This is a genomic window from Azospirillum sp. HJ39, assembly GCF_041507355.1.
Taxonomy (GTDB): Bacteria; Pseudomonadota; Alphaproteobacteria; order Azospirillales; family Azospirillaceae; genus Azospirillum; species Azospirillum thiophilum.
Genome location: NZ_CP167905.1, coordinates 1,243,474 through 1,268,918, shown reverse-complemented (window position 1 = coordinate 1,268,918; position 25,445 = coordinate 1,243,474). Strand labels below are relative to the sequence as shown.

The 25,445-nt window shown below is 71.1% G+C and carries 17 protein-coding genes; 12 read left to right on the top strand and 5 right to left on the bottom strand.

Annotated features, from left to right (window positions below; genetic code table 11):
• The first annotated feature begins 31 nt into the window (after nucleotides 1-31).
• The 7 genes from flgK to ABMY26_RS05955 all read left to right on the top strand — a co-directional run bounded on the left by flgK (nucleotide 32) and on the right by ABMY26_RS05955 (nucleotide 7,086).
• The gene (gene flgK, locus ABMY26_RS05985) at nucleotides 32-1,789 is read left to right on the top strand and encodes a flagellar hook-associated protein FlgK (protein ID WP_372394572.1); all 1,758 of its coding nucleotides are present in this window, start codon (nucleotides 32-34) and stop codon (nucleotides 1,787-1,789) included.
• A gap of 11 nt (nucleotides 1,790-1,800) precedes the next feature.
• Complete coding sequence (locus ABMY26_RS05980; protein ID WP_372394571.1) at nucleotides 1,801-2,706, top strand: flagellin; 906 nt, start codon at nucleotides 1,801-1,803, stop codon at nucleotides 2,704-2,706.
• 166 nt (nucleotides 2,707-2,872) lie between these two features.
• Entirely contained in the window at nucleotides 2,873-3,697 is an 825-nt protein-coding gene (locus tag ABMY26_RS05975) for a flagellin (RefSeq protein ID WP_372394570.1), read from the top strand.
• 158 nt (nucleotides 3,698-3,855) lie between these two features.
• Nucleotides 3,856-5,547, top strand: a complete 1,692-nt coding sequence (gene fliD, locus ABMY26_RS05970; protein ID WP_372394569.1) for a flagellar filament capping protein FliD — start codon at nucleotides 3,856-3,858, stop codon at nucleotides 5,545-5,547.
• Nucleotides 5,548-5,638: 91 nt separating this feature from the next.
• Complete coding sequence (gene fliS / locus ABMY26_RS05965) at nucleotides 5,639-6,118, top strand: flagellar export chaperone FliS (protein WP_372394568.1); 480 nt, start codon at nucleotides 5,639-5,641, stop codon at nucleotides 6,116-6,118.
• A 64-nt stretch (nucleotides 6,119-6,182) separates the two neighbouring features.
• Nucleotides 6,183-6,803, top strand: a complete 621-nt coding sequence (locus tag ABMY26_RS05960; RefSeq protein ID WP_372394567.1) for an RNA polymerase sigma factor — start codon at nucleotides 6,183-6,185, stop codon at nucleotides 6,801-6,803.
• The gene (locus ABMY26_RS05955) at nucleotides 6,793-7,086 is read left to right on the top strand and encodes a hypothetical protein (protein WP_372394566.1); all 294 of its coding nucleotides are present in this window, start codon (nucleotides 6,793-6,795) and stop codon (nucleotides 7,084-7,086) included. Before ABMY26_RS05960 ends, ABMY26_RS05955 begins: the two co-directional genes overlap by 11 nt.
• Nucleotides 7,087-7,144: 58 nt before the next feature.
• On the opposite strand, the gene ABMY26_RS05950 is transcribed toward ABMY26_RS05955, so the two are convergent.
• From ABMY26_RS05950 to ptsP, 5 genes are all read right to left on the bottom strand, one after another.
• Nucleotides 7,145-9,457 carry a tetratricopeptide repeat protein gene (locus ABMY26_RS05950; protein WP_372394565.1) on the bottom strand — a complete coding sequence of 771 codons (2,313 nt, stop codon included), beginning with the start codon at nucleotides 9,455-9,457 and terminating at the stop codon, nucleotides 7,145-7,147.
• A gap of 166 nt (nucleotides 9,458-9,623) precedes the next feature.
• Nucleotides 9,624-9,941 carry a hypothetical protein gene (locus ABMY26_RS05945; RefSeq protein ID WP_372394564.1) on the bottom strand — a complete coding sequence of 106 codons (318 nt, stop codon included), beginning with the start codon at nucleotides 9,939-9,941 and terminating at the stop codon, nucleotides 9,624-9,626.
• A gap of 148 nt (nucleotides 9,942-10,089) precedes the next feature.
• Nucleotides 10,090-11,883 carry a fructose-specific PTS transporter subunit EIIC gene (locus ABMY26_RS05940; protein WP_372394563.1) on the bottom strand — a complete coding sequence of 598 codons (1,794 nt, stop codon included), beginning with the start codon at nucleotides 11,881-11,883 and terminating at the stop codon, nucleotides 10,090-10,092.
• A 90-nt stretch (nucleotides 11,884-11,973) separates the two neighbouring features.
• Nucleotides 11,974-12,969 (bottom strand): 1-phosphofructokinase, encoded by a 996-nt coding sequence (gene pfkB, locus ABMY26_RS05935; RefSeq protein ID WP_372394562.1) that lies wholly within the window; start codon nucleotides 12,967-12,969, stop codon nucleotides 11,974-11,976.
• Nucleotides 12,966-15,497, bottom strand: a complete 2,532-nt coding sequence (ptsP, locus tag ABMY26_RS05930; protein WP_372394561.1) for a phosphoenolpyruvate--protein phosphotransferase — start codon at nucleotides 15,495-15,497, stop codon at nucleotides 12,966-12,968. Before ptsP ends, pfkB begins: the two co-directional genes overlap by 4 nt.
• Before the next feature lie 277 nt (nucleotides 15,498-15,774).
• Between ptsP and ABMY26_RS05925 the strand changes: the two genes are divergently transcribed.
• The 5 genes from ABMY26_RS05925 to ABMY26_RS05905 all read left to right on the top strand — a co-directional run bounded on the left by ABMY26_RS05925 (nucleotide 15,775) and on the right by ABMY26_RS05905 (nucleotide 25,413).
• Complete coding sequence (locus ABMY26_RS05925; protein WP_372394560.1) at nucleotides 15,775-16,803, top strand: LacI family DNA-binding transcriptional regulator; 1,029 nt, start codon at nucleotides 15,775-15,777, stop codon at nucleotides 16,801-16,803.
• Between the two features lie 633 nt (nucleotides 16,804-17,436).
• The gene (locus ABMY26_RS05920; protein WP_372394559.1) at nucleotides 17,437-18,804 is read left to right on the top strand and encodes an oligosaccharide flippase family protein; all 1,368 of its coding nucleotides are present in this window, start codon (nucleotides 17,437-17,439) and stop codon (nucleotides 18,802-18,804) included.
• A gap of 93 nt (nucleotides 18,805-18,897) precedes the next feature.
• On the top strand, nucleotides 18,898-20,772 hold the full coding sequence (locus ABMY26_RS05915) for a glycosyltransferase (RefSeq protein ID WP_372394558.1): 1,875 nt from the start codon (nucleotides 18,898-18,900) through the stop codon (nucleotides 20,770-20,772).
• Nucleotides 20,769-22,985 carry a hypothetical protein gene (locus tag ABMY26_RS05910; protein WP_372394557.1) on the top strand — a complete coding sequence of 739 codons (2,217 nt, stop codon included), beginning with the start codon at nucleotides 20,769-20,771 and terminating at the stop codon, nucleotides 22,983-22,985. Before ABMY26_RS05915 ends, ABMY26_RS05910 begins: the two co-directional genes overlap by 4 nt.
• Before the next feature lie 70 nt (nucleotides 22,986-23,055).
• Nucleotides 23,056-25,413 carry a GumC family protein gene (locus ABMY26_RS05905; protein WP_372394556.1) on the top strand — a complete coding sequence of 786 codons (2,358 nt, stop codon included), beginning with the start codon at nucleotides 23,056-23,058 and terminating at the stop codon, nucleotides 25,411-25,413.
• Nucleotides 25,414-25,445: the final 32 nt, after the last annotated feature.

The window sequence follows — 25,445 nt, the reverse complement described above, 5'->3', positions numbered from 1 at the left end:
CCAGCGAACCGCAGGAGGAAGGGGACGCGCCATGTCGCTTCGCGTTGCAAGTTCCATCGCCACGTCGGCGCTGCGCACGTCCGAGGTCGGGATCGCCGTCGCCTCCTCCAACGTCGCCAATGCCGGCACCGACGGCTACACCCGCAAGACCGCCTCCAACGTCACCCGCGACACCGGAACCAACGTCTCCAGCGTCGACGTCACCTCGGTATCCAGCAACGTCGACCGCTATCTGATGAAGACGCTGGTCGGGGCGCAGTCGGATCTCGGCTATGCCGAGACGCGCAGCACCTACCTCGACCAAATGCAGTCGGCCTTCGGCAGCGTCAGCGGCGACGACAGCACCGGCACCGACATCGGGTCGATGATCGACGCGCTGGCCGACACGCTGGGCACGCTCGCCACCTCGCCGGAAAGCGGCAGCGCCAAGGCCGCCACCGTCCAGGATCTGTCCGACCTGGCCGAGACGCTGCGCACCACCTCCTCGACCATCCAGTCGCTGCGCAACCAGGCCGACGACGAGATCGCCACCACCGTCGACAGCATCAACGAGACGCTGAACGGCATCGACGACCTCAACGACCGGATCGTCAAGGGCAAGGCGCTGGGCCAGAACGTCACCGACCTGGAGGACCAGCGCAACACCGCGCTGAAGAGCCTCGCCGAAGACATCGACGTCACCTATCAGGTCGACGACAGCGGGCTGATGCGCATCTCCACCGCGTCGGGCAAGTCGCTGCTCGACAGCTCGGTGCATGAGCTCTCCTACACGCCGGCCGCCTCGGTCAGCGCCGACACGGTCTACAGCGCCACCGGCACCAGCGGCTTCAACGGCATCATGCTGAACGGGGTCGACGTCACCGGCTCCTCGCTGGGCGGTTCGCTGGGCGCCCTGGTGCAGCTGCGCGACACCGACCTGCCGGCCCAGCAGGCGGGGCTGGACGAGCTGGCGACCTCGCTGATCGACACGCTGAACGCCATCCAGAACCAGGGCACCTCCTATCCGGCGCCGCAGACCCTGACCGGAACCGAGACGGTCTCCGCCAGCGACGCGCTGTCGGTGACCAGCGGCACGCTGCGCGTCGCCGTCACCGACAGCAGCGGCACCGCGGCCGAGGTGCTGGACATCGACCTGTCGACCATGTCGACGCTGCAGGACGTGGTCGACGCCATCAACACGATGAGCACCGCGTCCGCCTCGATCTCCGCCGACGGCAAGCTGGTGATCTCGGCCGACAGCTCCAGCAACGGCATCGCGCTGGGCGGCGACGCCAATGACGGGACGACCGGCAGCTTCTCCGACGCCTATGGCCTGAACGACCTGCTGACCGGCACCGGCGCATCCGACATCGACGTCGCGTCCCGCATCTCGGCGGACAGCAGCCTGCTCGCCACCGGCGCCCTGTCCTCGGCCGGCGGGCTGACCGCCGGCGACACCGTGCTGACCAGCGGCGAGGGCTCGATCGCCAGCGCGCTGTCCGCGGCCTTCTCGACCAGCCGCAGCTTCGATGCCGCAGGCGGCCTCAGCGCGCGCAGCACCACCTTCGCCGGCTATGCCGGCGCCGTGATCCAGGGGGCCGCCACGCTCTCCGACACGGCGGCGAGCACGCTGGAAAGCCAGGAAACCTACACCAGCAGCCTGGAAACGACCTTCTCGTCCCAGAGCGGCGTCAACGTCGACGAGGAGACCGCTGCGATCTCCACCCTGCAATCCGCCTACGAGGCCGCAGCCGCGGTCATGAAGGCGTTGCAGGAGATGTTCGACACGGCGCTCGACATGGTTCAGTAAAGGAGACCGCGATGGAACGGGTCGCGACCTACAACCATCAGAACACGCTCGTCCAGTACATGATGAAGGCCGAAGCCCAGGTGGCGGCCGAACAGGTCCGGTCGGCATCCGGCCTGAACTCCACCGATTACAAGGGCATCGCCACCGACAGCAGCCGGCTGGTCAACCTGGAAAGCCACTACCGCCGGCTGGAGCAGTACATCGACGAGGGCGAGGTCGTGAACGGCCGCATCCAGTCGATGTACGACGCGGTCGGCAGCATGACCGACCTGACCTCCCGACTCAGTTCGCTGATCACCGGGCTTCAGGGCGACAACGCCGCCGGGGTGGAAGGGGTGGTTGCGGAGGCCGGCCAGCTGATGGAGGAGCTTGCCGGGCTGATGAACACCCAGCAGGACGGCCGCTACCTGTTCGGCGGCGGACGCACCGACCGGACGGCGGTCGATCTCGACAGCTACACCGCCGCAACCTACCCGTCGAGCGCCGACACCGGCTATTACCAGGGCGATTCCACGGTCGCACATTTCCAGGCGGCCGACGATTTCGTGCTGTCCTACGGTGTCACCGCCGACGACCCGGCCTTCGAGAAGGCCCTGCGCGCCTTCAGCCTGATCGCCAACATGTCGACCGACCCGGTCGACGACGACCTGCTCGCCGAAGCGACCGGGCTGGCGTCGGACGCGACCGACGGCCTGACCATCGTCCAGGCCAAGCTGGGCGCCGCCAGCTCCTCGCTGGAGAACACCATCGACCGCCATGTCGACGAGCAGCTGGTGCTGCAGACCCAGGTGGACGACATCCGCAGCGTCGACCTCGCGGAATCGACGACCAAGCTGTCGCAGCTCCAGGCGTCGCTCGAGGCGACCATGAGCCTGATGAAGATCCTCGAAGAGAACAACCTGTCCAAATACCTGTGAACAAGTACCTGTAAGGGCTCGGCTTTTCTCCTCATCCGGCCGCCGGGCCGGCCATGCGCAAAAAAGCGCCAAGCCAATCGAAAAAGCCCGCCAGTTTTCGCCGCGTCCCCCGTGAGTCCCAGTGAGGGTCGCCGAAACGGCCCCGGTTCGATCAGGAGACCAGATCATGCCCGCCATCACGACCAACACGGCATCCAATTCGGCCCTTCGCTATCTCAACATCAATTCCGAGAACCAGTCGGATTCGGTGTCCAAGATCGCCAGCGGCTCGCGCATCACCAAGGCTTCGGACGACGCGGCGGGTCTTGCCGTCGGCACCTCGCTGCAATCGGACATCACCGTTCTGAACCAGGCGGCGACCAACGCCTCGCACGGGTCGTCGATCCTGCAGACCGCCGACGGCGGCATGTCCAGCATCTCCGACATCGTGCAGCGCATGCGCTCGCTGGCGACCCAGTCGCTGTCCGGCTCGGTCACCGACACCGAGCGCGACTATCTGGACGCCGAGTTCCAGCAGCTGCAGGACGAAATCGACGGCATCGCCTCCGGCACCCGCTTCAACGACGAATCGCTGCTCGACGGCACCGAGCAATGGGCGTCCGGCGTCGGCTTCCGCGTCGGCACGACGGCGACCGACAGCATCACCGTCACCATCGACGACGTGACCACGACCGGGCTCGGCATCAACGCGCTCGACGTCGGCACCTCGGCCACCGCCGCGGCCGCGCTGACCGCGCTCGACGCCGCGGTCACCACCCTGTCCGACGCCCGCGCCGACGTCGGCGCGCTGATCTCGCGCTTCGAGTTCCGCAGCGACATGATCAGCACCACCATCGAGAACACCGAGGCGGCGCAATCCGCCATCATGGACGTCGACGTCGCGGCACAGCAGTCGCAGCTCGCGTCGGAAAAGGTGCTGACACAGGCGGCGATCGCCGTCCTCTCCCAGGCGAACTCGATGCCTGAGAATCTGCTCTCCCTTCTCCGCTGACGGTTCGCCCGCCGCCGGTCCGGAGCGTTCCGCACAGCATCGCACATGCGCGGGGCGCCACCGGCCGGCGGCCGTTTCTCCGGCCGCGCATCTCTTCCGCAGCCTGCCGCCGCACCGGCGGCCGGCAACGGGGGAGCCTTGGGGGGATCACAGCCGCCATGACCACCGTCAGTTCCACCACATCGACCACCACGACCACGACGGCAGCGAGCTCCGGCTATACGGCGCTGACCTCCAGCGGTTCCGGCACCGGCATCGATTACTCGACGCTGATCGAGGCGAAGGTCAACGCGCGCCTGACCAAGGCGGACCGGATCGACGCCAAGATCACCACGAACGAGGCCAAGATCACCGCCTACACCGATCTGCAGGATCTGCTGCAGACGGTGAACGACTCGCTGGACGGCCTGCGCAACCGCACCACCTCGACCGGCGCGTCGAGCAACCTGTTCGGCCAGCGCACCGCCTATATCGGCGACGACGACGTGTTCAGCGCCACGGTGGACGACGATACGGAACTGGGCACCTACTCGGTGGTGGTCCAGCAGGTGGCCACCAAGCACAAGATCGCATCCGACAGCACCGGCAGCAAGACCGATGCGCTGGGCTATTCCGGCAGCTTCACGCTCCAGGCGGCCGACGGCACCGCGGTGTCGATCGACATGGACAGCGACGACAGCCTGACCGACCTGCGCGATGCCATCAACGCGCAGAAATCGACCAGCGGCGTCACCGCCAGCATCGTGCAGGTCAGCGACAGCAGCTATCAGCTGATCCTGACCGCCAACAACACGGGCGAGGAAATCAGCCTGACCGACGGCGGCGACGGGGTGCTGTCCTCGCTCGGCCTCACCGACAGCGCCGGAGCGGTCAAGAACGAGCTGGTCGCGGCGCAGGACGCCATCGTCGAGATCGACGGCGTCACCATCACCCGCAGCTCCAACACCATCACCGACGCGCTCGACGGCGTGACGCTGAACCTCTACAGCGCCAGCCCCGACACCGCGATCGCCATGGAGGTCTCGACCGACCTGTCGTCGATCAAGACGGCGATCACCGATTTCGTCGACGCCTACAACGCCTATCGCGACTTCGTGGTCTCGCAGCAGTCCACCACCTCGAGCGGCACGGCGAGCGACGACGCCACCCTGTTCGCCGACACCCTGCTGCGCCAGATCACCCAGTCGGTGTCGAGCGCGCTGAACACCTCGATCACCGCCGACGACGGCACCGTGCTGTCGATGGCCTCGCTCGGCATCACCTTCGACAGCTCCAACAATCTGGAGCTGGACGAGGACACGCTGAACAGCATCCTCACCAGCGACATCGACGCGGTGAAGCAGCTGCTCGGCCTCAACATGACGTCGTCGTCGAGCCAGATGTCGCTGCTGCGCTACGAAAGCAGCCAGTCGTCGCTGTCCTTCACGCTCGACATCGAGAGGGGCGAGGACGGGACGCTCAGTTCCGCATCGGTCGGCGGCGACAGCAGCCTGTTCACGGTCAGCGGCAACCGCATCATCGGCGCCGAGGGCACCGCCTATGCCGGCATCGTCCTGGTCTATACCGGCAGCAGCGGCAGCGTCGACGTCGATTTCTCGCAAGGGCTGGCCGACAAGCTGTTCAGCGCCATCGATTCGGCCGCCGACGATTACGACAGCGACCTCGCGACCGCGATCGACGACCTGGAGGCCCAGGACACCACGCTGCAAAGCCGGTCCGACGACATCCGTACCAAGGCGGAAACCTACCGCTCCACGCTGACCGCCTATTACGCCCGGCTGGAGGCCGCCGCCGAAACCGCGGCCCTGCTGCTGCAACAGCTGACCTACAGCGAGGACGACGACGACTGACCGGTCTCCGGAGCCGCCGTCCGCTCCCAACCCCAAAGCCCCGATCAGGCCCACCCAAGCAGGGCTCATCCCATAACGAGGATATGGCGCCATGCGCAACTCAGCATATTCGAAAGCCCTGAACGCCTATGCCGTCGCCAACAGCGCGGTGCCACCGCTGGTCGCCGTGGTGCGGCTTTACGAGCGGGCGATGACCCATCTGCACGTCGCCCGCGACGCCGCCGCGGCGCGCCGGTTCGAAGAGCACCATGCGGCCATCCAGCGTGCCGTCATGGTGTTCGCCGGCCTTGATTCCATTCTGATTTTCGACAAATATGAAGATGTCGCCCAGACGCTCAGGCAGTTCTACCGCCGCCTGATCGCCGAGGCCGGCGCCGCCGCCAGCCGGAAGGATCCGGTGGCGGCCTGCGAGTCCCTCATCCGCCAGACGTCCTTCATGCTGAAGGCCTGGCAGGCCATCGCCGCAGAACGCAGCGGGCCGTCCACTGCCGTCGGTGTTCCGGCCAAAGGGCCGCATGCATCCGTCGTCGGGAGAACGATGGATCATGCTCATGGCGGACTCTCGGCTTGATAAGCGGGGGCGGCCGGAGGATTGCGGGCAGGCAGGCCTTGCACAGGCCGGCCACGGACACGGCATGTCCGGCGACCTGACCCGCAATCCGGCCGCCGGTGTCTTCATCCCCATGGACGAGGAACCGGACGAGGCGCTGATGGCGCAAATCCGCTCCGGCAGCCAGGCGGCCTACCGCCGGCTGGTGCATCGCCACCTGAAGCGCACCTATGCGCTCGCCCGCCGCCTGACCGGCAACGAGGCGGAGGCGGAGGATGTCGTCCAGGATGCCTTCCTCCAGGTGTGGCAGCGCCGCGCCCAATGGAGCGACGACGGCGGTGCCCGTTTCACCACCTGGCTCTACCGGGTGGTGCTGAACCGCTGCATCGACCACAAGCGCCGGCCGGTCGGCCAGGATCTGGAAACCGTGGCGGAGCCGTCGGACGGCGCGCCCGACGCGGTCAGCACCATCCACCGCCGGCAGGTCGCAGCCCGGCTGGCCGACGCCCAGAACCGGCTGACGCCGCAGCAGCGCGCCGCCGTGACGCTGTTTTATTACGAAAATTTAAGCAACGCCGACATCGCGGCCGTTATGCAAATCAGCATCGGTGCGGTAGAGTCCCTATTGAAGCGCGCCCGCCAACAGCTCAGATTGCTGCTGCGCGCCAGTGCGCAGGCCGCCAGGGATTCATTCGATGACGGATGAGGAGTTTCGCGACCAGCTCGATCGTTACGGAGGCGACCTCGCCCTCTGGCCCGCCCCGGCTGCCCGGGACGCGCGGCGCCTGCTCGTTCGTTCGCTCAAGGCCCAGGCGATGCTGGACGAGACGGTCACGATGGAACTGGCGCTGGGGGAACTCGCGCCCGGCCGCGCCGCGGATCGTCCGCCGCCCGGCCTCGCCGACCGCATCTTCGCCGCCGCCTTCCACCTGCCGCCGTCCGGGCAGGGCTTCGACGAGGATGGCGATCAGCCGCCCCGGCTGATGTAGGTTCCCTCTCCCCCGGAACGCGGGGGAGGGCTGGGGAGGCGGCACTCGCCGCCGTTCCTCAAACGGCCCCCGCAACCCGCCGCAGCTCCGCCGCGATACGCTCCAGCGCATGGCCCAGCCCCTGCCCGGCCAGCGGCTGGAATATCCGCATCGACGGATACCAGGGACGTCCGCCGGTGCCGAGCTGGGTCCAGTCGCGGGCGCCGAAGCGCCAGACCGGCACGCCCAGCGCGCCGGCCAGCTCCGCCACCGAATTCGCCGGCGCAATGACGAGATCGAGCGCGGAGACCAGCGCCGCCGTCTCGGCGAAATCGTCGCGCAGGTCCAGCCCGTTCCAGCCATAGATCGGCTGGCCGAAGCGGCGCTCCGCCGCCAGGATCTCGGCACGGCAGTCGTCATACTGCAGATTGACGAAGGCGACGCCGGGAACCGCGAAGACCGGACCCCACTCGTCGAGAGGCAGATAGGCACCGCGGCGCTCGGCGGTCATCAGCTGGCTGCGCCAGCTGATGCCGACGCGGAGGTCGTCGCCGGCACCGTCCAGCCGCTCGCGCCAATCCGCCACGCGGTTGCCGTCGGCGAACAGCCAGCTGGAGCGGGCCGGGAAGGCCGACAGCCGCTCGCGCAGCAGGCGCGGCACCGATCCCGCCGCAATGTGATAGTCGCAGCCGATCGTCTCCAGCTCGGTCAGGCCGCAGGGCGGCTGCTCGGCGCGCACCATGGCCTTGGGAAAGGAGCGGGCGAACAGCGGCACCAGCCGGCGTTCGCATTCGACCACCACCGTCCCCGCCATCCTGATCAGGTCGGGATAGCAGGAGGCGAACAGGAACTCATCCCCCACCCCCTGCTCGCGCCAGACGAACAGGCGCTTGCCGTCCAGCGGCTCGCCCGTCCATTCGGGAATGGTGAAGCGGCGCTCCGGCCGGACGCGCCCGGCCTTGAAGCGGAAGGCGTAGTCGGCCCAGCCGTCGCTCAGCGCGCCGCGCTCCAGCGACAGCAGGCCGCGGTTGAAGCGGGCCAAGGCATGGTTGGGGGCGGATGCCACCGCACGCTCGAACCAACGCCCGGCATCGGCGCTGCCCTGGCGCTGTTCGGCCAGCCCCAGGGTGCAGAGCGGGTCGGCCAGCGACGGCGCCAGCGTCAGCGCCCGGCGGCAGGCCGCCGTGGCGTCCGCCGGCCGCTGGGCTCCGTTCAGCGCATAGGCCAGCACGGCATGCAGCGGCGCATGGCCGGGCATCAGCCGGATGGCGCGGTTCAGCCGCACCGTCGCGTCGGCGAACGCCTCGCGGTCGGACAGCTCGGCGCCGAGATTGCCGAGCGCGTCGGCAAAGCCGGGATTGAGCGCCAACGCGCGATGCCAGCAGGCTTCCGCCTCGTCGCGGCGGCCCTGCGCCTTGCAGGCGTTGCCCAGATTGTTCCAGGCCTCCGCCTGCCGGCGGTCGCGGGCGATGGCCCGGCGCTGGCAGGCTTCCGCCCGGTCGAAGCGGCCGAGCGCCGCTTCCGCCAGCCCCAGATTGACCAGCGCCGGCACATGGCCGGGATCGAGCGCCAAGGCCGCGCGGAACCGCTCCCGCGCCTCGCCGTGGCGGCCCAGCGCATGCAGCAGCAGGCCCAGATTGTTGCGGGTCTCGGCATGGTCGGGCTGGCGGCGCAAGGCCTCGACGTAAGCCGCCTCCGCTTCGGCCGCCTTGCCCAGGCTCTGCAGCGTGGCGCCGAGATTGGCCCAGACCGAACCGTTGCCGGCGCCCAGCCGCACCGCCTCGCGATAGGCGGCGGCCGCTTCGGCCGGGCGGCCCCAGCGGCGCAGGGCGTTGGCCAGCGCGATGCGGACCGCGGCATCGTCCGGCCGCATCCGCGCGGCCAGCCGGTAGCAGCCCAGCGCGGCGTCGGCATGGCGCAGATCCTCCAGCGCCCGGCCCATGCCGAGCCGGGGTTCGGCGAAGCCCGGCACCAGCCGTGCCGCCGCCCGGTAGCAGCGCAGGGCGACGGCGGGCCGCGCCTGCCGCCCGGCGATTGCCCCCAGCAGGCAGAGCGCGTCGGCATCGTCGGGGTTCAGCGTCAGGGCGCGGCGGGCGGCGGCCAGGGCGGCGGGGACCCGCCCCTCCTCCATCAGCGCCTGTCCCAGCGCCAGATGGTAGGAGCCGACCAGCGCGTTGGCACGCGCCGCGGTGTCGAACAGCCGGGTGGCGTCGGTCCGCCGCCCATCCTGGAAGACGATGTGGCCGAGCAGATGGGCGGCGTCGCCGTGCGCCGGGTCGATCCGCAGGATTTCGCGGTAGAACCGTTCCGCCCGCTCGGTCTGCCCGGCATTGTGGTGCTGGACCGCAAGACGCAGCAAGCTGTCGGTACGCCTGGTCGCGTTCCCGTCCATGGTCGTCGCCGTCCCGTCTGTGAACTTGTCCGCGGTGTCTGGACCGCGTCTGTTCGTTGGTACGGTGCTGCCGGGCGACTCCTGCGCGCTTCTGCTACTTTTCTTGCGGAACTTCGGTCAGTTCAATGCGCGGCTTCGACCGGTCCGACCCTGTCGGCCATGCCCCTCAAGCATGATGGCGCAGATAGGCCGCCGGGTCGCACTCCTGCCCCAGCGCCATGGCGCGGGCGCGGTGGATGTGCTGCATCAGGACGTCCCGGAACTCCTGCGCGGTCAGGTCGCTCCATTCCGGCGTCTCGCCGGCGAAGGTCATCTGGGCGGCGGTCGCCTCGAACAGGCGCAGCCATTCGTCAGCCTTGCCGGCCGGGTCGTCGGCCTTGCGGAACATCTCCGCCATCATCTTGGTCATCAGCGTGCCAAGCGCCAGCAGGTTCACATGCAGCAGCATGTTGCCCAGCATCACATCGGGCTTCTCGTCGAGCATGGGTCGGTCACTCCTGGCGATGTCGTGACCACTCACACGGACGGGCCGGCAAAAGCTGGCGCGGAATCCTCAAAAAAATTCCCCCTCTCCGCCGGGGCGGAAAGGGGGAAGTTCGGGAGGAGACGAAAATCCGGTTCCGCAGGACGGATCAGGCGTGCGCGCCGGCCCCCTGGGGCGCGGGCTTGGCCACCGCCACCGCGGCGGCCGGCTTCTTCAACAGGCGCAACGCCAGCGCCGTCACGACGGTTCCCACCACCAGCGCCACGACATAGCCCAGCAGATGCGTCACCGCGTTGGGGATGGGCAGGACGAAGATGCCGCCGTGCGGCACCTTCAGCTCGGCCCCGATCGCCATGGAGATGGCGCCGGTCAGCGCGCCGCCGATCATCAGCGCCGGAATGACGCGCAGCGGATCGCGGGCGGCGAAGGGGATGGCGCCCTCGGTGATGAAGGCGATGCCCAGCACGGCGGCGGCATTGCCGGCCTCGCGCTCCTCGTTGGTGAAGCGGTCGGCGAACAGCTTGGTGGCGAGCGCCAGCCCCAGCGGCGGCACCATGCCGGCGGCCATGGCTGCGGCCATCGGGGTGTAGACCTGACTGGCGATCAGGCCGGTGGAGAAGGCGTAGGCCGCCTTGTTGACCGGGCCGCCCATGTCGAAGGCCATCATCGCGCCGATCAGCAGGCCGAGCAGGATGGCGCTGCTGCCCTGCATGCCCTTCAGCCAGGCGCTCATCCAGGCGAGCGCCTCGGCGACCGGCGTGCCGACGACGTAGATCATCATCAGGCCGGTCAGCAGCGAGCCCAGCAGCGGCAGGATCAGCACCGGCTTCAGCCCTTCGAGGTTGCGGTGCAGCCTGATGTGCCGGTTGAGGAAGGCGGTGCCGTAGCCGGCGATGAAGCCGGCGACGATGCCGCCCAGGAAGCCGGCGCCGATGCTGCCGGCCAGCATGCCGCCGACCATGCCGGGCGCGATGCCGGGCCGGTCGGCGATGGAATAGGCGATGTAGCCGCCCAGCGCCGGCACCATCAGGGCGAAGGCGCCCTTGGCGCCGATCTGGAACAGGGCGTAGCCCAGCGTCCCGGCGTTGGCTTCCTCATAGACGTAGATGCCGCCCAGCGCGAAGGCCAGCGCGATCAGCAGGCCGCCCGTCACCACGAAGGGCAGCATGAAGGACACGCCGGTCATCAAATGCTTGTAGGGGCCGGTGCGCTGGGCCGAGCGCTCCGCCTTGCCGGCGGCGACCGCATCGGCCAGCGGCACCGCGCCGCCGCCTGGCTGCCCGCCGGCCCGCCCGCCGGAAGCGTCCTGGACCGTCGCATCGGCCAGCGCGCGGGTCACCAGCGCCTTGCCGTCGTTGATGGCGGGCTTGGTGCCGCTCATGAACACCCGCTTGCCGGCGAAGCGCGACAGGTCGACCTGGGTGTCGGCGGCGATCAGGACGATGTCGGCCTCGCGGATCTCGTCGTCGGTCAGCGTGTCGCGCGCGCCGACCGACCCCTGGGTCTCCACCCTGGCCTTGTGGCCAAGCGCGGTCGCCGCCTGCTGGATGCCCTCGGCCGCCATGAAGGTGTGGGCGATGCCGGTCGGGCAGGAGGTGATGGCGACGATCCTGCGCGGGCCGGCCGCTGCCGGCGCGGTGGCACCGCCCAGCGCACCCTCCAGCACGGCGCGCGCATCGCCCAGCACGGCGTCGAGCGGGGCGGCGGTGCGCTTCAGCGCGCCGAAGCGGCCGTCGTCGAAGTCGCCGCTCCCGACGAGGATCACCCCGTCGGCCGCCGGCACCGCCGCGGCGTCGAGCGGGGATTGGATGCCAAGGCTGGAGCGGATCTCCACCTGGATGCGGTGGCCGAGCGACGCGGCCGCCTTGCGCAAGGCTTCGGCCGCCAGCACGGCCTGGGTGGTGAGATCGCCCGCCGCGATCACTGCCAACAGGTTCGCCATGGTTTCCTCCTGGCGGGTCTGCGCCCGCCCCTGTCACTGTGTTGCTTGTCTTCCGATGCCCCGGTCGGATGCCCCGGTCGGATGCCCTGGTCAGGCAAGCGTGCTGAGCGTCACCTGGGCGGCCAGCGCCCGCACCGTCGCCGCGTCGGGCAGGTTCGGGCCGAACCGGCCGAGCTTGGCTGCGGCGAAGGCGACCGACAGCCGCGCCACCGTCTCAAGTCCGCCCCCCGGTTGCCCGTCGCCCTGTAGGAAGCCGGCGATCAGGCCGGCCACCATCGCGTCGCCCGCCCCGACCGTGCTCAGCGCCGCGACCGGCGGCAGCCGGCCATGCACGGCACCCTCATCGTCCCCTTCGCCACCGACGAACAGCGCGCCATCCGCCCCCAGCGAGACCACCACCACCGCGACGCCGCGCCGGTGCAGCCCGCGCGCCGCGTCCAGCAGGTCGGCGTCGGTCGGCAGCGGCCGGCCGGCCCAATCCTCCAGCTCGTGGCGGTTGGGCTTGATGCAGTATGGCAGCGCGCCGGTCGAGGCCAGCGCCGCCGCCAGCGGCGCCCCGCTGCTGTCCAGCACGACGCGGCAGCCGGCCGCCGTCAGCTCGGCGGTCAGCGTGGCATAGGCGTCGGCCGGCACCCCGTCGGGCAGGCTGCCGGCCAGCAGGACCGGCACCCCCGGCTCCGCCAGCCCGAGCACCGTCTCGCGCACCCGGGGCACCGCATCGGCATCGGCGCTCAGGCCGGGCAGGTTGATGTCGGTGGTGTCGTTGGCGGCGAGGTCGGCGATCTTGATGTTGACGCGCGTCTCGCCCGGCAGCCGCAGGAAGGCGTCGGCGATGCCCTTGGCGGCGAACAGCGCCTCGAACGGGGCGGCGTTGCCGGTGCCAAGCAGGCCGGTGGCGACGACCGGCGTGCCCCAGTCGGCGAGGCAGCTGGCGACGTTCACCCCCTTGCCGCCGGCATTGTGCCGCACCGCCCTGGCCCGGTGGACGCTGCCCGGCTTCAGCGCGTCGACCGTGATGGTCTGGTCGATGGCCGGGTTCAGCGTGACGGTGACGACGGGCCTGGTCCCGACCGCCCCGCCGGTCATGACGCACCCCCGTCCAGCGCCCGCACCTCGTCGGAGGATTCGCAGTCGACGGCGCGGAGCGCCAGCGCCCGCAGGCCGGCAAGGTCGCTGTCGCGCAGGCGGTCCTTGACGCCGGGGATGTCGCGCGGGGTCATCGACAGCTCGCGCACGCCCAGGCCGGCGAGCAGAGCCGCACCGAACGGGTCGCCGGCGATCCCGCCGCAGACGCCGACCCAGCGGCCATGCCTGGCCGCCCCGTCCACCGTCATGCGGATCAGGCGCAGCACCGACGGGTGCAGGCTGTCGGCCTCCGCCGCCAGCTCGGGATGCTGGCGGTCGACCGCCAGCGCGTACTGCGTCAGGTCGTTGGTGCCGATGGAGAAGAAATCGACATGGCGGGCCAGGACGTCGGCCTGGATGGCGGCGGCCGGCACCTCGACCATGATGCCGAGCGGCACCGCCGGGGCGTCCAGTTCCGCCCGGATTCGGTCGCAGGCGGCGCGCAGCGCCTCGATCTCGCGCAGCGTGGTGATCATCGGGAACATGATCGACAGCGCCCCCTCGCGGGCGTGTTTCGCGGCGCGGTAGAGGGCGCGCAGCTGCGGCTCCAGCAGTTCGGGCCGGCGCAGCAGCAGCCGGGCGCCGCGCACGCCGAGGAAGGGGTTCTCCTCGTGCGGCAGATGCAGGTGCGGCACCTGCTTGTCGCCGCCGATGTCGAGCGCGCGGACGATCAGCGGACGGCCGTCCAGCGCCTCCAGCATGGCGCGGTAGGTCTCGTACTGCTCGTCCTCGCCGGGGGCGTCGCCGCGCTCCAGGAACAGGAACTCGGTGCGCATCAGCCCGACGCCCTCCGCCCCCTGCGACAGGGCGACCGGCACCTGGTCCGGCCGGTTGACGTTGGCGCCGATCTCGACCGTATGGCCGTCGCGGGTGCGGGCGGGCAGGCCGCGCCGCTCCTCCTGCTGGGCCTTCTTGACGCGCTGCTCCTCGATCCAGCCATGGGCGGCGGTGAGGTCGCCTTCGGCCGGGTCGAGGTAGAGGCGGCCGGACTGGCCGTCGAGGATGGCAAGCGTGCCGTTCGCCAGCCCGGTCAGCGCCGCACCGCCGGCCACCATCGCCGGCAGCCCGAGCGTGCGCGCCAGGATCGCGGTGTGGGAGGTCGGGCCGCCCTGTGCCGTCGCCAGCCCGATCACCCGGCCCATGTCGAGCGCGGCGGTGTCGGACGGCGACAGATCGTCGGCGGCCAGGATGCAGGGGCCGTCCGGCAGGTCGCGGATCGAGCCGCCGCGCAGGTCGGGGTCGATGCGGGTCAGCACCCGGCGGCCGACGTCGCGCAGGTCGGAGGCGCGGCCGGCCAGCACCGGGTTCGGGTTGGCGGCCAGCGTCGCAGCGCTGCGTTCCACCGCCTCGTTCCACGACCAGCCGGGGCCATGCCCCTCGACCATCAGCTGGCAGGTCAGCGTGACCAGATCGGTGTCGTTCAGCAGTTCGGCCTGGGCGGTGAAGATGCCGGCCTCCGCCGGGCCGAGGCGGCGGGCGGTGTCGTCGGCCAGCGCCTTCAGCTGCTGGCGGGTCAGGGTCAGCGCCTCGTGCAGGCGGTTGCCGCCCTCCAGCAGCGGGACCGGTCGGTCGGGAACCGTCAGGTCGGCCTTGGGAAGGACATGCACCGGACCGATGGCGAGGCCGGGGCTGGCGCCGAGGCCGGCGACCACGGGCATGGCGCGCCCATCCGCCGCGGCGGGCGGCGTCCAGCCCTGCACCGCCGCCTTCGCCTTGCGCGCCGCCGCGGCGGCGTCCGCCTTCTCCCGGGCGCTGAGGCCGGTGATGGTGGCGCGCAGCCGGTTCAGCGCCGCCAGCGCGTCGGGACCGTCGGTGGACACGGTGACGCGGTCGCCGGGGCGGAGGCCGAGCTGCAGCAGCGCCACCAGCGTCTTGCCGTCGGCAGCCTCGCCGCCATGGCGGATGCGCACGCGGCCGGCGGCGGTGCGCGCGGTTTCGACCCAGGCGGCAGCCGGACGGGCATGCAGGCCGGTCGGGTAATCGACCACCCACTCGAAGCTCTCGGCGAGGTCGCCGGCGTCCGACGCGGGACCGGCGGCGGGGGAATCGTCCGACAGGGCGGCGACCAGCTCGGCCGGATCGGCGGTGCTGAACAGGGCGTTCAGCCGCGCCTCGTCCTGCATCAGGCGGGTCAGGCGGCGCAGGATGGCGATGTGCGCATCGGACTGGGCGGCGATGGCAACGACCAGCCGGGCGGTCTGCCCCTCGTTCCACAGCACGCCATCCGGCACTTGCAGGATGGCGATGCCGTTGCGGCGGACCAGATCGCGGTCGTCGACCATGCCGTGCGGGATGGCGACGCCATGGCCGAGGAAGGTGTTCGCCACCGTCTCCCGCCTGATCATGCTGTCGGCATAGGCCGGGTCGATGCAGCCCGCGGCGATCAGCAGCTGCGCCGCCTCACGGATCGCCGCCTCCTTGCCGGCCGGGCGGGCGCCCAGGCGGATCAGATCCGGGGGCAGGCTAAGGGGGTGCGTGTCGGGTGCCATGGCGACCGTCTCCTCCGCGTGTTTTTGTGTGACCTGTTGTGGATCAGTGAAAACGATTACAGTCGACCTGTCAACGCTTGTTGCGTTGCAACATAAGGCGTTTTCAGGGAAGAACGGCTTGTCTATGGCCGCAAAATGGGGGATGTTTCGGACAAGGCAATGGAAACGTTTTCATATTTCGCCACCCCTGGCCGGACCGGGGCGGGCATCGGTAAGATCGCCTCCCTCCATCGGGCTACCCCACCCAAACGCCCCCACCCAAACGAACGGTCTGCACATGAGCGTTTCCGGAAAGGCCGCCAGCATCAAGGACGTGGCCCAGGCTGCCGGCGTGTCGGTCGCCACCGTGTCGCGCGTGCTGAGCAGCGGCCCGGTCAGCGAGACGCTGCGCAAGCGGGTCGAGGATGCGGTGCGGGCCACCGGCTACCGCCCCAACCTGTCGGCACGGCGGCTGCGCTCGCAGCATTCGCAGACCATCGGGCTGGTGGTGTCGGACATCCGCAACCCCTTCTTCACCGCCGTCAGCCGCGCGGTGGAGGATGCGGCCTACCGCGCCGGCATGCGCGTCATCCTGTGCAACAGCGACGAGAATCCGGAGCGCGAGGAGTTGTACCTGCGCCTGATGCAGGAGGAGCGGATCACCGGCCTGATCTTCGCTCCGACCCGCGCAACGCTGGAGCGGCTGGACGGGCTGGACCTGGATTTCCCCGTGGTGCTGATCGACCGCAACGCACCGACCGGCCGCCACGACGCCGTGGTGCTCGACAACCCGCAGGCCGCCGCGATGCTGGTGGAGCATCTGCACGCCCAGGGCTACCGCCGCATCGCCGGGCTGTTCGGCAACACCAGCACCACCGGCCTGGAACGGCACGAGGGCTATCGCGCCGCCATGTCGGCCCGGGGGCTGGCGCCCGCCGCGCGCTTCCTCGCCCCTTACGCCGATGCAGCGGAGGAGGCGGTGGTGCGCTGGATGGCCGAACCCGACCGGCCGGAAGCCTTCGTCGTCTCCAACAGCCTGTTCCTGATGGGGGTGGTGAAGGCGGCGCGCCGGCTGGGGCTGCCGATCCCCGACGGGCTGGCAGTCGCCGGATTCGACAACGAGCCCTGGACCGAGCTGGTCGGCCCCGGCCTGACCGTGATCGAGCAGCCGGTGCAGGACATCGGCCATTCCGCCATGGCATTGCTGTTCGAACGGCTGGAGGCGCCGGACCGCCCCAGCCGCCGCCTGGTGCTGGGCGGCACCTGCATCGTACGCGGCTCCACCGCCGTCCGGACGGCCGGAGCCCGCATGGCCGGCACGCACTGACGCAACTTCGCCCGGTGGCATTTCGCCGGGTGGGTTTTCCAATGGGCATCGAAGGGGCACCCTGCCCGCCGCCACACCCCTGGGGGCGGAGTGCTGCGGCGCGCTTGCCACTCCAGCCGTGCGCCGCCCGCCGGACGGTGGGGTACTCCATCCGCTGTGAAATTGGTGTCCGGCACAATCGACACTCGAAAGATGCGCTAGAACTCCGGTAAAGCGCTATCGAGGGGTCGGAGAAAAATACCCTTGCAGTGTGTGGGAAGAACAGTTCCGAAAGCGGCGTTGACCGTTGCCGCGGTTCCCCACTACCGTTCGGTGTGCAAATGCGAAAGAACAAATCCAGCAAGACTGAATAACGGTATTCCCGGATGTTTGTTTCGTCGACGTAGATTTTGCACCGTCTCTGATTTTTGTTAGCCACACCCACAATCTTGCAAGGAGGTTTCCAGGGAGGTTCTGACTTGACCGACCTCCTTACTCGGCATGCGGGCAACGGATGAGATCAACCGCAAGTCGCCAAGCCCATCGCCGCAGCCTCGGGGGAGGGGCCGGCGCCCAATCCCGGACAAGAGCCTGACGCCGGCGGGATGACGCAGGACCGACGCATCTCGGGACACCAACGGGGGTGAAAGCGCAATGCACAAAGGTTCCACCGGCAGGCCCGCGGCGGCAGGCCCGGCCCGGCGCAGCTTCGCCCGGGACGGTGCCGCGACCATCCTCGTCACCGCCGCCACCATGGGGCTGGGGCTGCTCACCGGCATCCTGGTCGCCCGCAACCTGGGGCCGGACGGGCGGGGGGCGCTCGCGGCGATCCTCACCACCACCCAGCTGCTGGGCTGGCTGTTCGGCATGGGCTGCGGCAAGGCCGTGACCTATGCCCTGTCACGCGATCCGTCGGTGGGCGGGCGGCTGCTGACCAGCTGGGCGCTGATGCTGATGCCGGTCGCCGCCGCGGCGATCGGGGCCGGACTGCTGCTGCTGCCGACGCTGCTGGCCGCCCAGCCGGCGGAGACGCTGGAGCTGGCCCGGCTCTATCTGCCGATGATCGCGCTGGCGCTTCTGTCGGAACTGATGCTGGGGCTGCTGCTGGGCGACCAGGATTTCCGCGCCTTCAACGCGCTGAACTTCCTGCAGCCGGCCGGGGTCGCCGCCGCCTACGTGGCGCTTTGGGCCGCCGGCCATTTCACGGTGGAGACCGCGGTCGCCGCCCAGGCGGCGATGAGCACGCTGGTGCTGGTCGCCGCGACGGCGCTGCTGATCCGCCGCCATGGCATCGGCCGGCCCGACCTGGCGCTCGGCCGCCGCACCGCCTGGTACGCGCTGCGCACCCATGGCGACGTGGTGGGCGGCGTCGTCACCCAGCGGCTCGACCTGCTGATCATCCCGGCCTACCTGCCGGCGGCGCAGGTCGGGCTGTACGCGCTGGCCACCAGCCTGTCCTGGCTGATCGTCAGCCTGTCGGGGGCGCTCGCCACCGTCGTCATGCCCGCCGCCGCCCGCCGCGGCCGGTCGGGGCGCGTCCTGGTGCTGAACAGCCTGCAGGCGACCTTCGCCGTCGGCGGGCTGCTGGCCGGCGGGCTGTTCGTCTTCGCCGACGTCGCCATCCGGCTGGTCTACGGCCCGGCCTTCGCCGACAGCGTGCTGCCGCTGCGGCTGCTGCTGCCGGGCGCGGTGCTCTATGCCGCGGCATCGATCCTGCTGAACGGGCTCTATGCCGAGAACCGGCCCTTCACCGCCACCGTCGCCCATCTGCTGGGCATGGCGGTCACGCTGGCCGGCCTGCTGCTGTTCCTGCGCGACGGCGGGCTGGTCGCCGCGGCCCTGGTGTCCAGCGTCGCCTATGCGCTGGTCTTCGTCACCGCGGCGGCGCTCTACCGCCGTGCGACGGGCCTGCCCTGGCGGGTCTTCCTGCCCGATCCGGCGGTCGTCGCGGCAATGCCGCGGCGCCTGCTCAACAAGCCGCTCCCGGCCGCCGCCACCCCGGCCGGGCCATCGGGCGAATAGCCCGTTCAGACAGCCGGGCGAATAGCCCGTTCAGACAGCCGGGCGAATAGCCCGGAAAGCGACCCGAACCCACCGGCCCAGAGGAAACCCACGATGCGACTGTCGCTCTTGACGCCCGAATACCCACCCGGCGAAAAGCTCGGCGGTATCGCCACCCACACCCACACCATGGCACGCGCGCTGACGCGGCTGGGCCATGCGGTCCAGGTGGTGACCCCCTGGAAGGGGGGCGGGGCTGCCGCCGGCATCTCCGTCGAGGACGGCGTGACGGTGCAGCGCGTCGATCCCGGCCCGAGCATGCAGGCGGTGCTCGACCGCTTCCGCACCAACCGCCGGCTGGCCGAGGCCGTCCGCTCCTTCCGCCCCGACGTGGTCCACGCGGCCGAATTCGATGCCGACGCCTGGTGGCTGACCCGCTTCAGCACCATTCCGGTGGTGACGCGGCTGGCGACCCCGACCGGCATGGTGGCGGACACCAACGCGCAGCCCTGGGGGCCGCACACCCATCTGCTGAACGCGCTGGAGCGCGACCAGACCCGGCGCAGCGCCGCGATCTACGCCTCAACCCGCGCCATCGCCCAGCGGGTCGCCGATTACTGGCGCATCGCACCGGAACTGATCCAGGTGATCCCCAACAGCATCGACCTCGCCGCGGTCCGGGCCGCCGGCAGCGGCACGCCGCCGGTTCCCTTGCCGGACCGCTTCATCGTCTTCTTCGGCCGGCTGGAAGGGCGCAAGGGCATCGCCGCGCTCGGCCGCGCCATCCCCGACGTGCTGGCGGCAAACCCCGGCCTGCATCTGGTGATGGTCGGCGGCGAGGATCCGGCGAGCGCCGCCGTCATCGGCCAATTCCGCCGCGACGTGGCGCCGGTGGCCGGCCGTGTCCATTTCCTGGGCGCCCTGCCGCGCAACGACGCGCTGGCCGTCGTGGCCCGCGCCGAACTCGCCGTCGTCCCGTCGCTGTGGGAAAGCTTCGGCTTCGTCGTGGTGGAAGCGATGGCGCTGGGCGTCCCGGTGGTCGCCAGCGACTGCGGCGGCTTCCCCGAGATCGTCGAGCAGGGGCGGAGCGGCTGGCTGGTCCCGCCGGGGGAGGCGGCGCCGCTGCGCGACATGCTGATCGCCCGGCTGGCCGACCGCGCCGGGCTGGAGGCGGCATCCGCCGCCGGGCTGGAGCGTGCCCGGGACTTCGACGTCGACGGCGTCGCCGCCCGGGTGGCATCCCTGCTGGAGCAGGCCGGGGCCGAACGCAACCAGGCCGCCAGTTCCGGCATCTACAACAACGGCTACCGCCGCCATTTCCGCCCCGACCACCCGACCACGCCCTTCTACCGCATCTATGACGAGAAGCGGCGCGCGGTGGCGGCGGAGCTGGACCGGTCGCCGCGGCTGCGCATCCTCGACGTCGGCGGCGGCTACGGTCGCATCACCGGCCCCTTCGCCGACCGCCACGACGTGACGCTGGTCGACATCTCGCACGAGATGCTGCGCGAGGCGAAGGAGCGCTTTCCCGCGCTCACCGTGCAGCAGGCCGACGCCCGCAGGCTTCCCTTCCCCGACGACAGCTTCGACCTCGTCATCGCCATGGATCTGCTCTGCCACCTGCCCGACCTGGAGGCCGGCGTGCGCGAGCTGCGGCGGGTGGTCAGGCCCGGCGGCCGGATCGCCTGCGACACCACCAACGCCAACCCGCTCTGGGTGGTGGCATATCCCAGCTACTACCGCTGGCGGCCCGACCGGCTGCTGGCGACCATGCGCTGCCATGGCGTGCTGCCGGAATGGAAGGCGCTGGTCCGCCACCATTGGGCGCCGGAGATGCGCAAGGCCATCGCCGCCACCGGCCTGACCCTGCAGAAGACCGACCGCTTCGGTCCGCCGGGGGTGGCGAAATGGCACCTGTGGTGGTGCAGGCGCGGCGGCCCGGACGGACAGGCGCCGACAGGGCTGTCTCCGGAGGGATTCACGTCGTGACGAAGCCCCCCCTTCTCCTCTATCTCGCCCATGGCGGCGACCCGCACCGTGTCGCGGTCGCCCCGGTGCTGGCCGCCGCGGCGGAGCGTGCCGGCTGGACCTTCGACCTCTATTACGACGGGCGCCGCAGCGGCCGCCATTTCGGCGGCTGGGAAGAGGGCAACCGCACCGAGTCGACCGGCTCCGGCAGCCTGATGGCCGGCGGCCGGCACCTGGATCATGCGCTGTGGCTGACCACCTGCTACCGCGTCGTCGCGCTGGGCGACCCGGCCTCGCCGCTGTGGCCGGTGGTGGAATCCTCCGGCGAGTGCGCGCTGCGCAGCAACGACCCGGCAGCCCTTTACGAAACCGCCTTCCGCCTGCTCGCCCAGCCGGTCCCGGACGAGGTGGCGGTGCTGGACATGGCGCCGCAGACCCCGCTCGGCATCGTCGCCGCCCCCTTCCTCTACCCGCGCCTGATGGCGGAACCCTGCCTCGGCATCGAGGCCGGGGCAGATGCGGCCCTGCGGGAGCGGCTGGAGGCGCTGGGGGCCAAACGCTTCGTCGGGCTCTGCGTCGACCCGGTGCGCGCCCGCCGGTTTCCCGGCGGCCTCGACGCGGTCGAGGGCAAGGTGGCGGGAGAGAGCTATGCCAGCTTCAGCGCCGGCCTCGCCCGCCGTCATGCCGCCTGGGGACGCGGCACCCTGCTGGGCGACCCCGACCTGATCGCGGCGCAGCTGCCGCTGGCGGCGGCCAAGCGCCTGCTGCCGCTCTATGGCCGGCCGCAGACCGACGCGATCGAGCGTGCCGCCGACCTGATCCGCGCCGGGGCCGACCCGGTCTATGGCCGGCAGTTCGACGACCACGACTTCTTCGCGCTGGGCCGGCTGGGCCGCGGGTTGCAGATCGTCGATCCCGACCCGCCCTTCGCCAGCACCGCCGCGCTGCCGCTGCGCATTCCCGAGCCGCCGCGGCCCGTCGCCGACTTCGAGCCCGACGACGCCACGCTGCGCCGCTGGGCGGCGGAGGGGCGGGTGCTGACCACGCTGGTGCTGTGGTCGGGCATGATCCGCGAGCTGCACTGCATCCCGCGCATCCTCGATCTGGTGGCGGCGACCGGCCTGCGCTGCGGGCTGGTGGTCACCGTCGACAGCCTGACCCAGTCCAGCCCGGCCGACCTCGCCCTGCTGGCGGTGCCGGAGGAGCGCGGCGGCGTGCTGGGCCGGGTGGAGCTCCTGCTCGGCAGCACCGGCCGCGGCGTCTGCGCCGAAGGCGAGATGGATGACGGAGAGCTGGGGCGCCTGCTGACGGACGCACGGGCCGAGGTGGCGTCCATGCTGCCGCCCGGCCTGATGCCGCGCGGCTGGTGGCCGCTGGTGGACGCGCCGCTGGTCCCCGGCCGGACGCCGCGCCTGCATTGGGAGGAGGGCCGCCCGGTCCTGCGCATCTCCCCCCGTCCCCGCCCGGCGGAGACGCCCGCCGCCGGCGCCGCCGCGTCCGAAGACGCGCCATCGCACACTGCTTCTGCCCACACTGCTTCTGCCCACACTGCCCCGGCCCACGCTGCGCCGCCCGCTTCCCCCCCGGCGATGGACGCCCGGCGCCTGATCGGCAACGCGCTGCGCCGCTACCGGCTCGACCGCTTCTACGAGGCATGGCGCCCCTACGACAGCGCCCGTCCCGGCCCGATCCGGCCGGAGATCGCCGCCGCCGTGCGCGCGGCCGGTTTCGACTACATGTGGACCAAGACCGGCTTCGGCACCGCCGGACCGGCGCTGGTCGACGGCGGCTTCGTGGCCCTGCCCTTCACCGCCGGCGACTGGGACGGCTGGTCGCCCTTCTACACGCTGCGCAACACGGCCCAGGTCCGGGCGGCCGAACGCCGGCTGGCGCGCAGCGGCAAGCCCGGATGGCTGGCCTCCAACATCGACTCGATCCTGTGGATGCTGCCGGGCGAGGTCCTGGAAAAGGGCCGCGCGCTGTTCCAGGTCGCCCAGCTCGTCGCCGGCGGCGGCGGGACCGGGACGCTGGTCAACGTCACGCCGCACACCGTCGCCCGCTACGCCCGCATCCTGGCAGACGCGACGTCGGAGCGGAGCGCCGAGCCCGGGGCTGGTGCCGGAGCGCCGGACAACCCGCCACCGCCGGACAAGCCACCCGCCGGCCACGCCTCTTCAACCACCCCCACGGCCGCCCGCAACACGGCCGCCCGCAACACGGCCGAAGTCGGCTGAGCTCCGGCCGGACCCGCCTTTGCAGCACCGCCCCTTGCGCACCGCCTGTCGAGATGAAGGAGTTCAGCCCATGGAAGCACCGGAACACCGCCTGCCCCCCGGCGCGGCCGGCTTCGCCTCCGGTTCGGTGGCACCGCCGGTCGGATCGGGCGCCGACAAGGTCGACGTGAAGCGGCTGGCGCAGACGCTGTGGCGGCAGAAATGGCCGATCCTCGGCATCACCGCGCTGTTGTGGCTGCCGGCGGTGCTGCTGATCAACGCCATGACGCCGCTCTACAGCTCCTCGTCGGTCGTGGTGATCGACCCGCACCCAAACCGCGTCATCAACATCCCCTCGGTGTCCGAGCCGATGGGCATCTATCTCGACACCGTCAACACCGAGGTCGAGATCCTGCGCTCCCGCGATCTCGCCCGCCGTGTGGTGGAGACGCTGAACCTGGGACAGGAACCGGAATACATGGCGACCGACGCCAAGCCCGGCCTGCTGGCCCCGCTGATGGAGGAGGGCCGCGCCCTGCTGGCCGGGCTGGGATCCGCGTTGCCCGAACCGCTGGCCGGCCTGCTGACGCCGCCGCCCCGCCCGGCTTCGACCCTGGCCCCGCCCGGCGGCAGCGCCGGGGAGGTCGAGAGCGCCCGGCTGGTCGACGCCTTCCAGAAAAACCTGCGCATCAGCCCCGGCGTGCAGTCGCGGGCGATCCGCATCTCGGTCGAGGCCAGGGATCCGCAGCTGGCCGCCCGCGCCGCCAACACGGTCGCCCAGACCTACATCGCCATGCAGGTGGAGGCCAAGCGCAACGCCACCCTGCAGGCCAGCGACTGGCTGCAGAGCCGGCTGGACGAGCTGCGCCAGGACATGACCGCCACCGGCCGCGCCGCGGTCGAGGCGATGCGTTCGGAAACCGGCATGGTCAAGGGCCGCGACGCCCCCCTGGTGAACGAGGAGATGTCGGCGCTCAACGCCCAGCTGGCCGAGGCGCGCTCCGCCCACGCCAACGCCCAGGCCCGGCTGCGGCAATTGCAGACGGTGAGGCCCGGCAACCCGGAATCGCTGTCCGGCGCCGACATCGGCGGCGACCCGATCATCACCGGGCTGCGCCAGCGCCAGGCGGCGCTGAGCGCCCTGCTGGCCGAGCTGAACGCCCAGTACGGCGACCGCCACCCGGCGCTGACCCGCCCGTCGGCGGAGCTGCGCGAGCTGAACGCCACGCTGTCCACCGAGATCGACCGCGTGGTCCGCGGCCTGCGCGGCGAGGTGGAACAGCAGGTCGCCCGGATCCAGGACCTGACCCGGCGGCTGGAGGGGCTGCGCACCGACTCCTTCGACACGCTCCAGGGCGAGGTCCGGCTGCGCGAGCTGCAGCGGCAGGCCGACGCGTCGGACGACAACTACCGCCGCGCCGTCACCCGCCTGAAGGAGACCCAGGTGCTCCAGGCGCTGGAGATGACGCCGGACGTGCGCATCGTCTCGGCCGCCGCGGTGTCGGCCGGCCCGGTCGGGCCGGGCAAGACGGTGATGGCGGGGCTGGCCGCAATCGTCTGCGGCGCCATCGCCACCGGCATCGCCCTGGTGCGGACGATGAGCCAGCGCGGCGTCTACAGCTCCCACCAGGTGGAGGCGCTGCTGGGACTGCCGGCGGTCGGCATCGTTCCGCTGCTGGGCCGCGCCCGCCGCTCGGGAGGGGGAGCGGGCGGCCCGGACAAGAGCCGCAATCCCGCCCGCGACCCCTATGCCGGCACCGGCAGCGACTTCGCCGAGGCGGTCTGGCGGCTCTGCGCCCGGCTGCATCTGGTCCGCACCGGCGCCGAGCCGACGGCCGGCAAGGGCGGCGAGGTGATCATGCTGACCTCCTCCGTCGCCGGCGAGGGCAAGACGACGCTGGTGGTGGCGCTGGCCGCCTTCCTGGCCGATGCCGGCCGGCGGGTGGTGGTGATCGACTGCGACACCCGCCGCCCCACCGTCCACCGCCTGCTGGGCGACGGCCGCCCGCCAAAGGGGCTGACCGAACTGCTGGCCGGCGACGCCACGCTGGATCAGGTGCTGCATCTCGACGACCGGCGGCGGGTGGCGGTGATCGCCGCCGGCAGCCCGGTCGACCGGCCGCAGACCCTGCTCGGCTCCAAGGCGATGCTATCGCTGCTGGTCGAGCTGTCGGAACGCTACGACGTGGTGATCCTCGACACCCCGCCGGTGCTGTCGGTGTCGGACGCACTGATCCTGGCGCCGCTGGCCGACCGCGTCCTCTATGTCGTGCGCTGGGCGCGCACCGCCTCCAGCCTCGCCACCGCCGGCATCAAGCAGGTGCGGCAGGTCGGCGGCCGGATCGGCGGGGCGATCCTGTCGATGGTCAGCGCCCGCGAGCATGCCAGCCTGGAATATGGCGCCCGCCCGCCGGGCGGCCGCTCCTACCGCCTGCGCCGCATCGCCTGAGCGGCCCCCTGAACCATGCGAAGGCTGTCCCT

Coding starts and splice junctions, on each gene's coding strand:
- flgK (WP_372394572.1), top strand. CDS start 32: ATGTCGCTTCGCGTTGCAAGTTCCATCGCCACGTCGGCGCTGCGCACG.
- ABMY26_RS05980 (WP_372394571.1), top strand. CDS start 1,801: ATGGAACGGGTCGCGACCTACAACCATCAGAACACGCTCGTCCAGTAC.
- ABMY26_RS05975 (WP_372394570.1), top strand. CDS start 2,873: ATGCCCGCCATCACGACCAACACGGCATCCAATTCGGCCCTTCGCTAT.
- fliD (WP_372394569.1), top strand. CDS start 3,856: ATGACCACCGTCAGTTCCACCACATCGACCACCACGACCACGACGGCA.
- fliS (WP_372394568.1), top strand. CDS start 5,639: ATGCGCAACTCAGCATATTCGAAAGCCCTGAACGCCTATGCCGTCGCC.
- ABMY26_RS05960 (WP_372394567.1), top strand. CDS start 6,183: ATGTCCGGCGACCTGACCCGCAATCCGGCCGCCGGTGTCTTCATCCCC.
- ABMY26_RS05955 (WP_372394566.1), top strand. CDS start 6,793: ATGACGGATGAGGAGTTTCGCGACCAGCTCGATCGTTACGGAGGCGAC.
- ABMY26_RS05950 (WP_372394565.1), bottom strand. CDS start 9,457: ATGGACGGGAACGCGACCAGGCGTACCGACAGCTTGCTGCGTCTTGCG.
- ABMY26_RS05945 (WP_372394564.1), bottom strand. CDS start 9,941: ATGCTCGACGAGAAGCCCGATGTGATGCTGGGCAACATGCTGCTGCAT.
- ABMY26_RS05940 (WP_372394563.1), bottom strand. CDS start 11,883: ATGGCGAACCTGTTGGCAGTGATCGCGGCGGGCGATCTCACCACCCAG.
- pfkB (WP_372394562.1), bottom strand. CDS start 12,969: ATGACCGGCGGGGCGGTCGGGACCAGGCCCGTCGTCACCGTCACGCTG.
- ptsP (WP_372394561.1), bottom strand. CDS start 15,497: ATGGCACCCGACACGCACCCCCTTAGCCTGCCCCCGGATCTGATCCGC.
- ABMY26_RS05925 (WP_372394560.1), top strand. CDS start 15,775: ATGAGCGTTTCCGGAAAGGCCGCCAGCATCAAGGACGTGGCCCAGGCT.
- ABMY26_RS05920 (WP_372394559.1), top strand. CDS start 17,437: ATGCACAAAGGTTCCACCGGCAGGCCCGCGGCGGCAGGCCCGGCCCGG.
- ABMY26_RS05915 (WP_372394558.1), top strand. CDS start 18,898: ATGCGACTGTCGCTCTTGACGCCCGAATACCCACCCGGCGAAAAGCTC.
- ABMY26_RS05905 (WP_372394556.1), top strand. CDS start 23,056: ATGGAAGCACCGGAACACCGCCTGCCCCCCGGCGCGGCCGGCTTCGCC.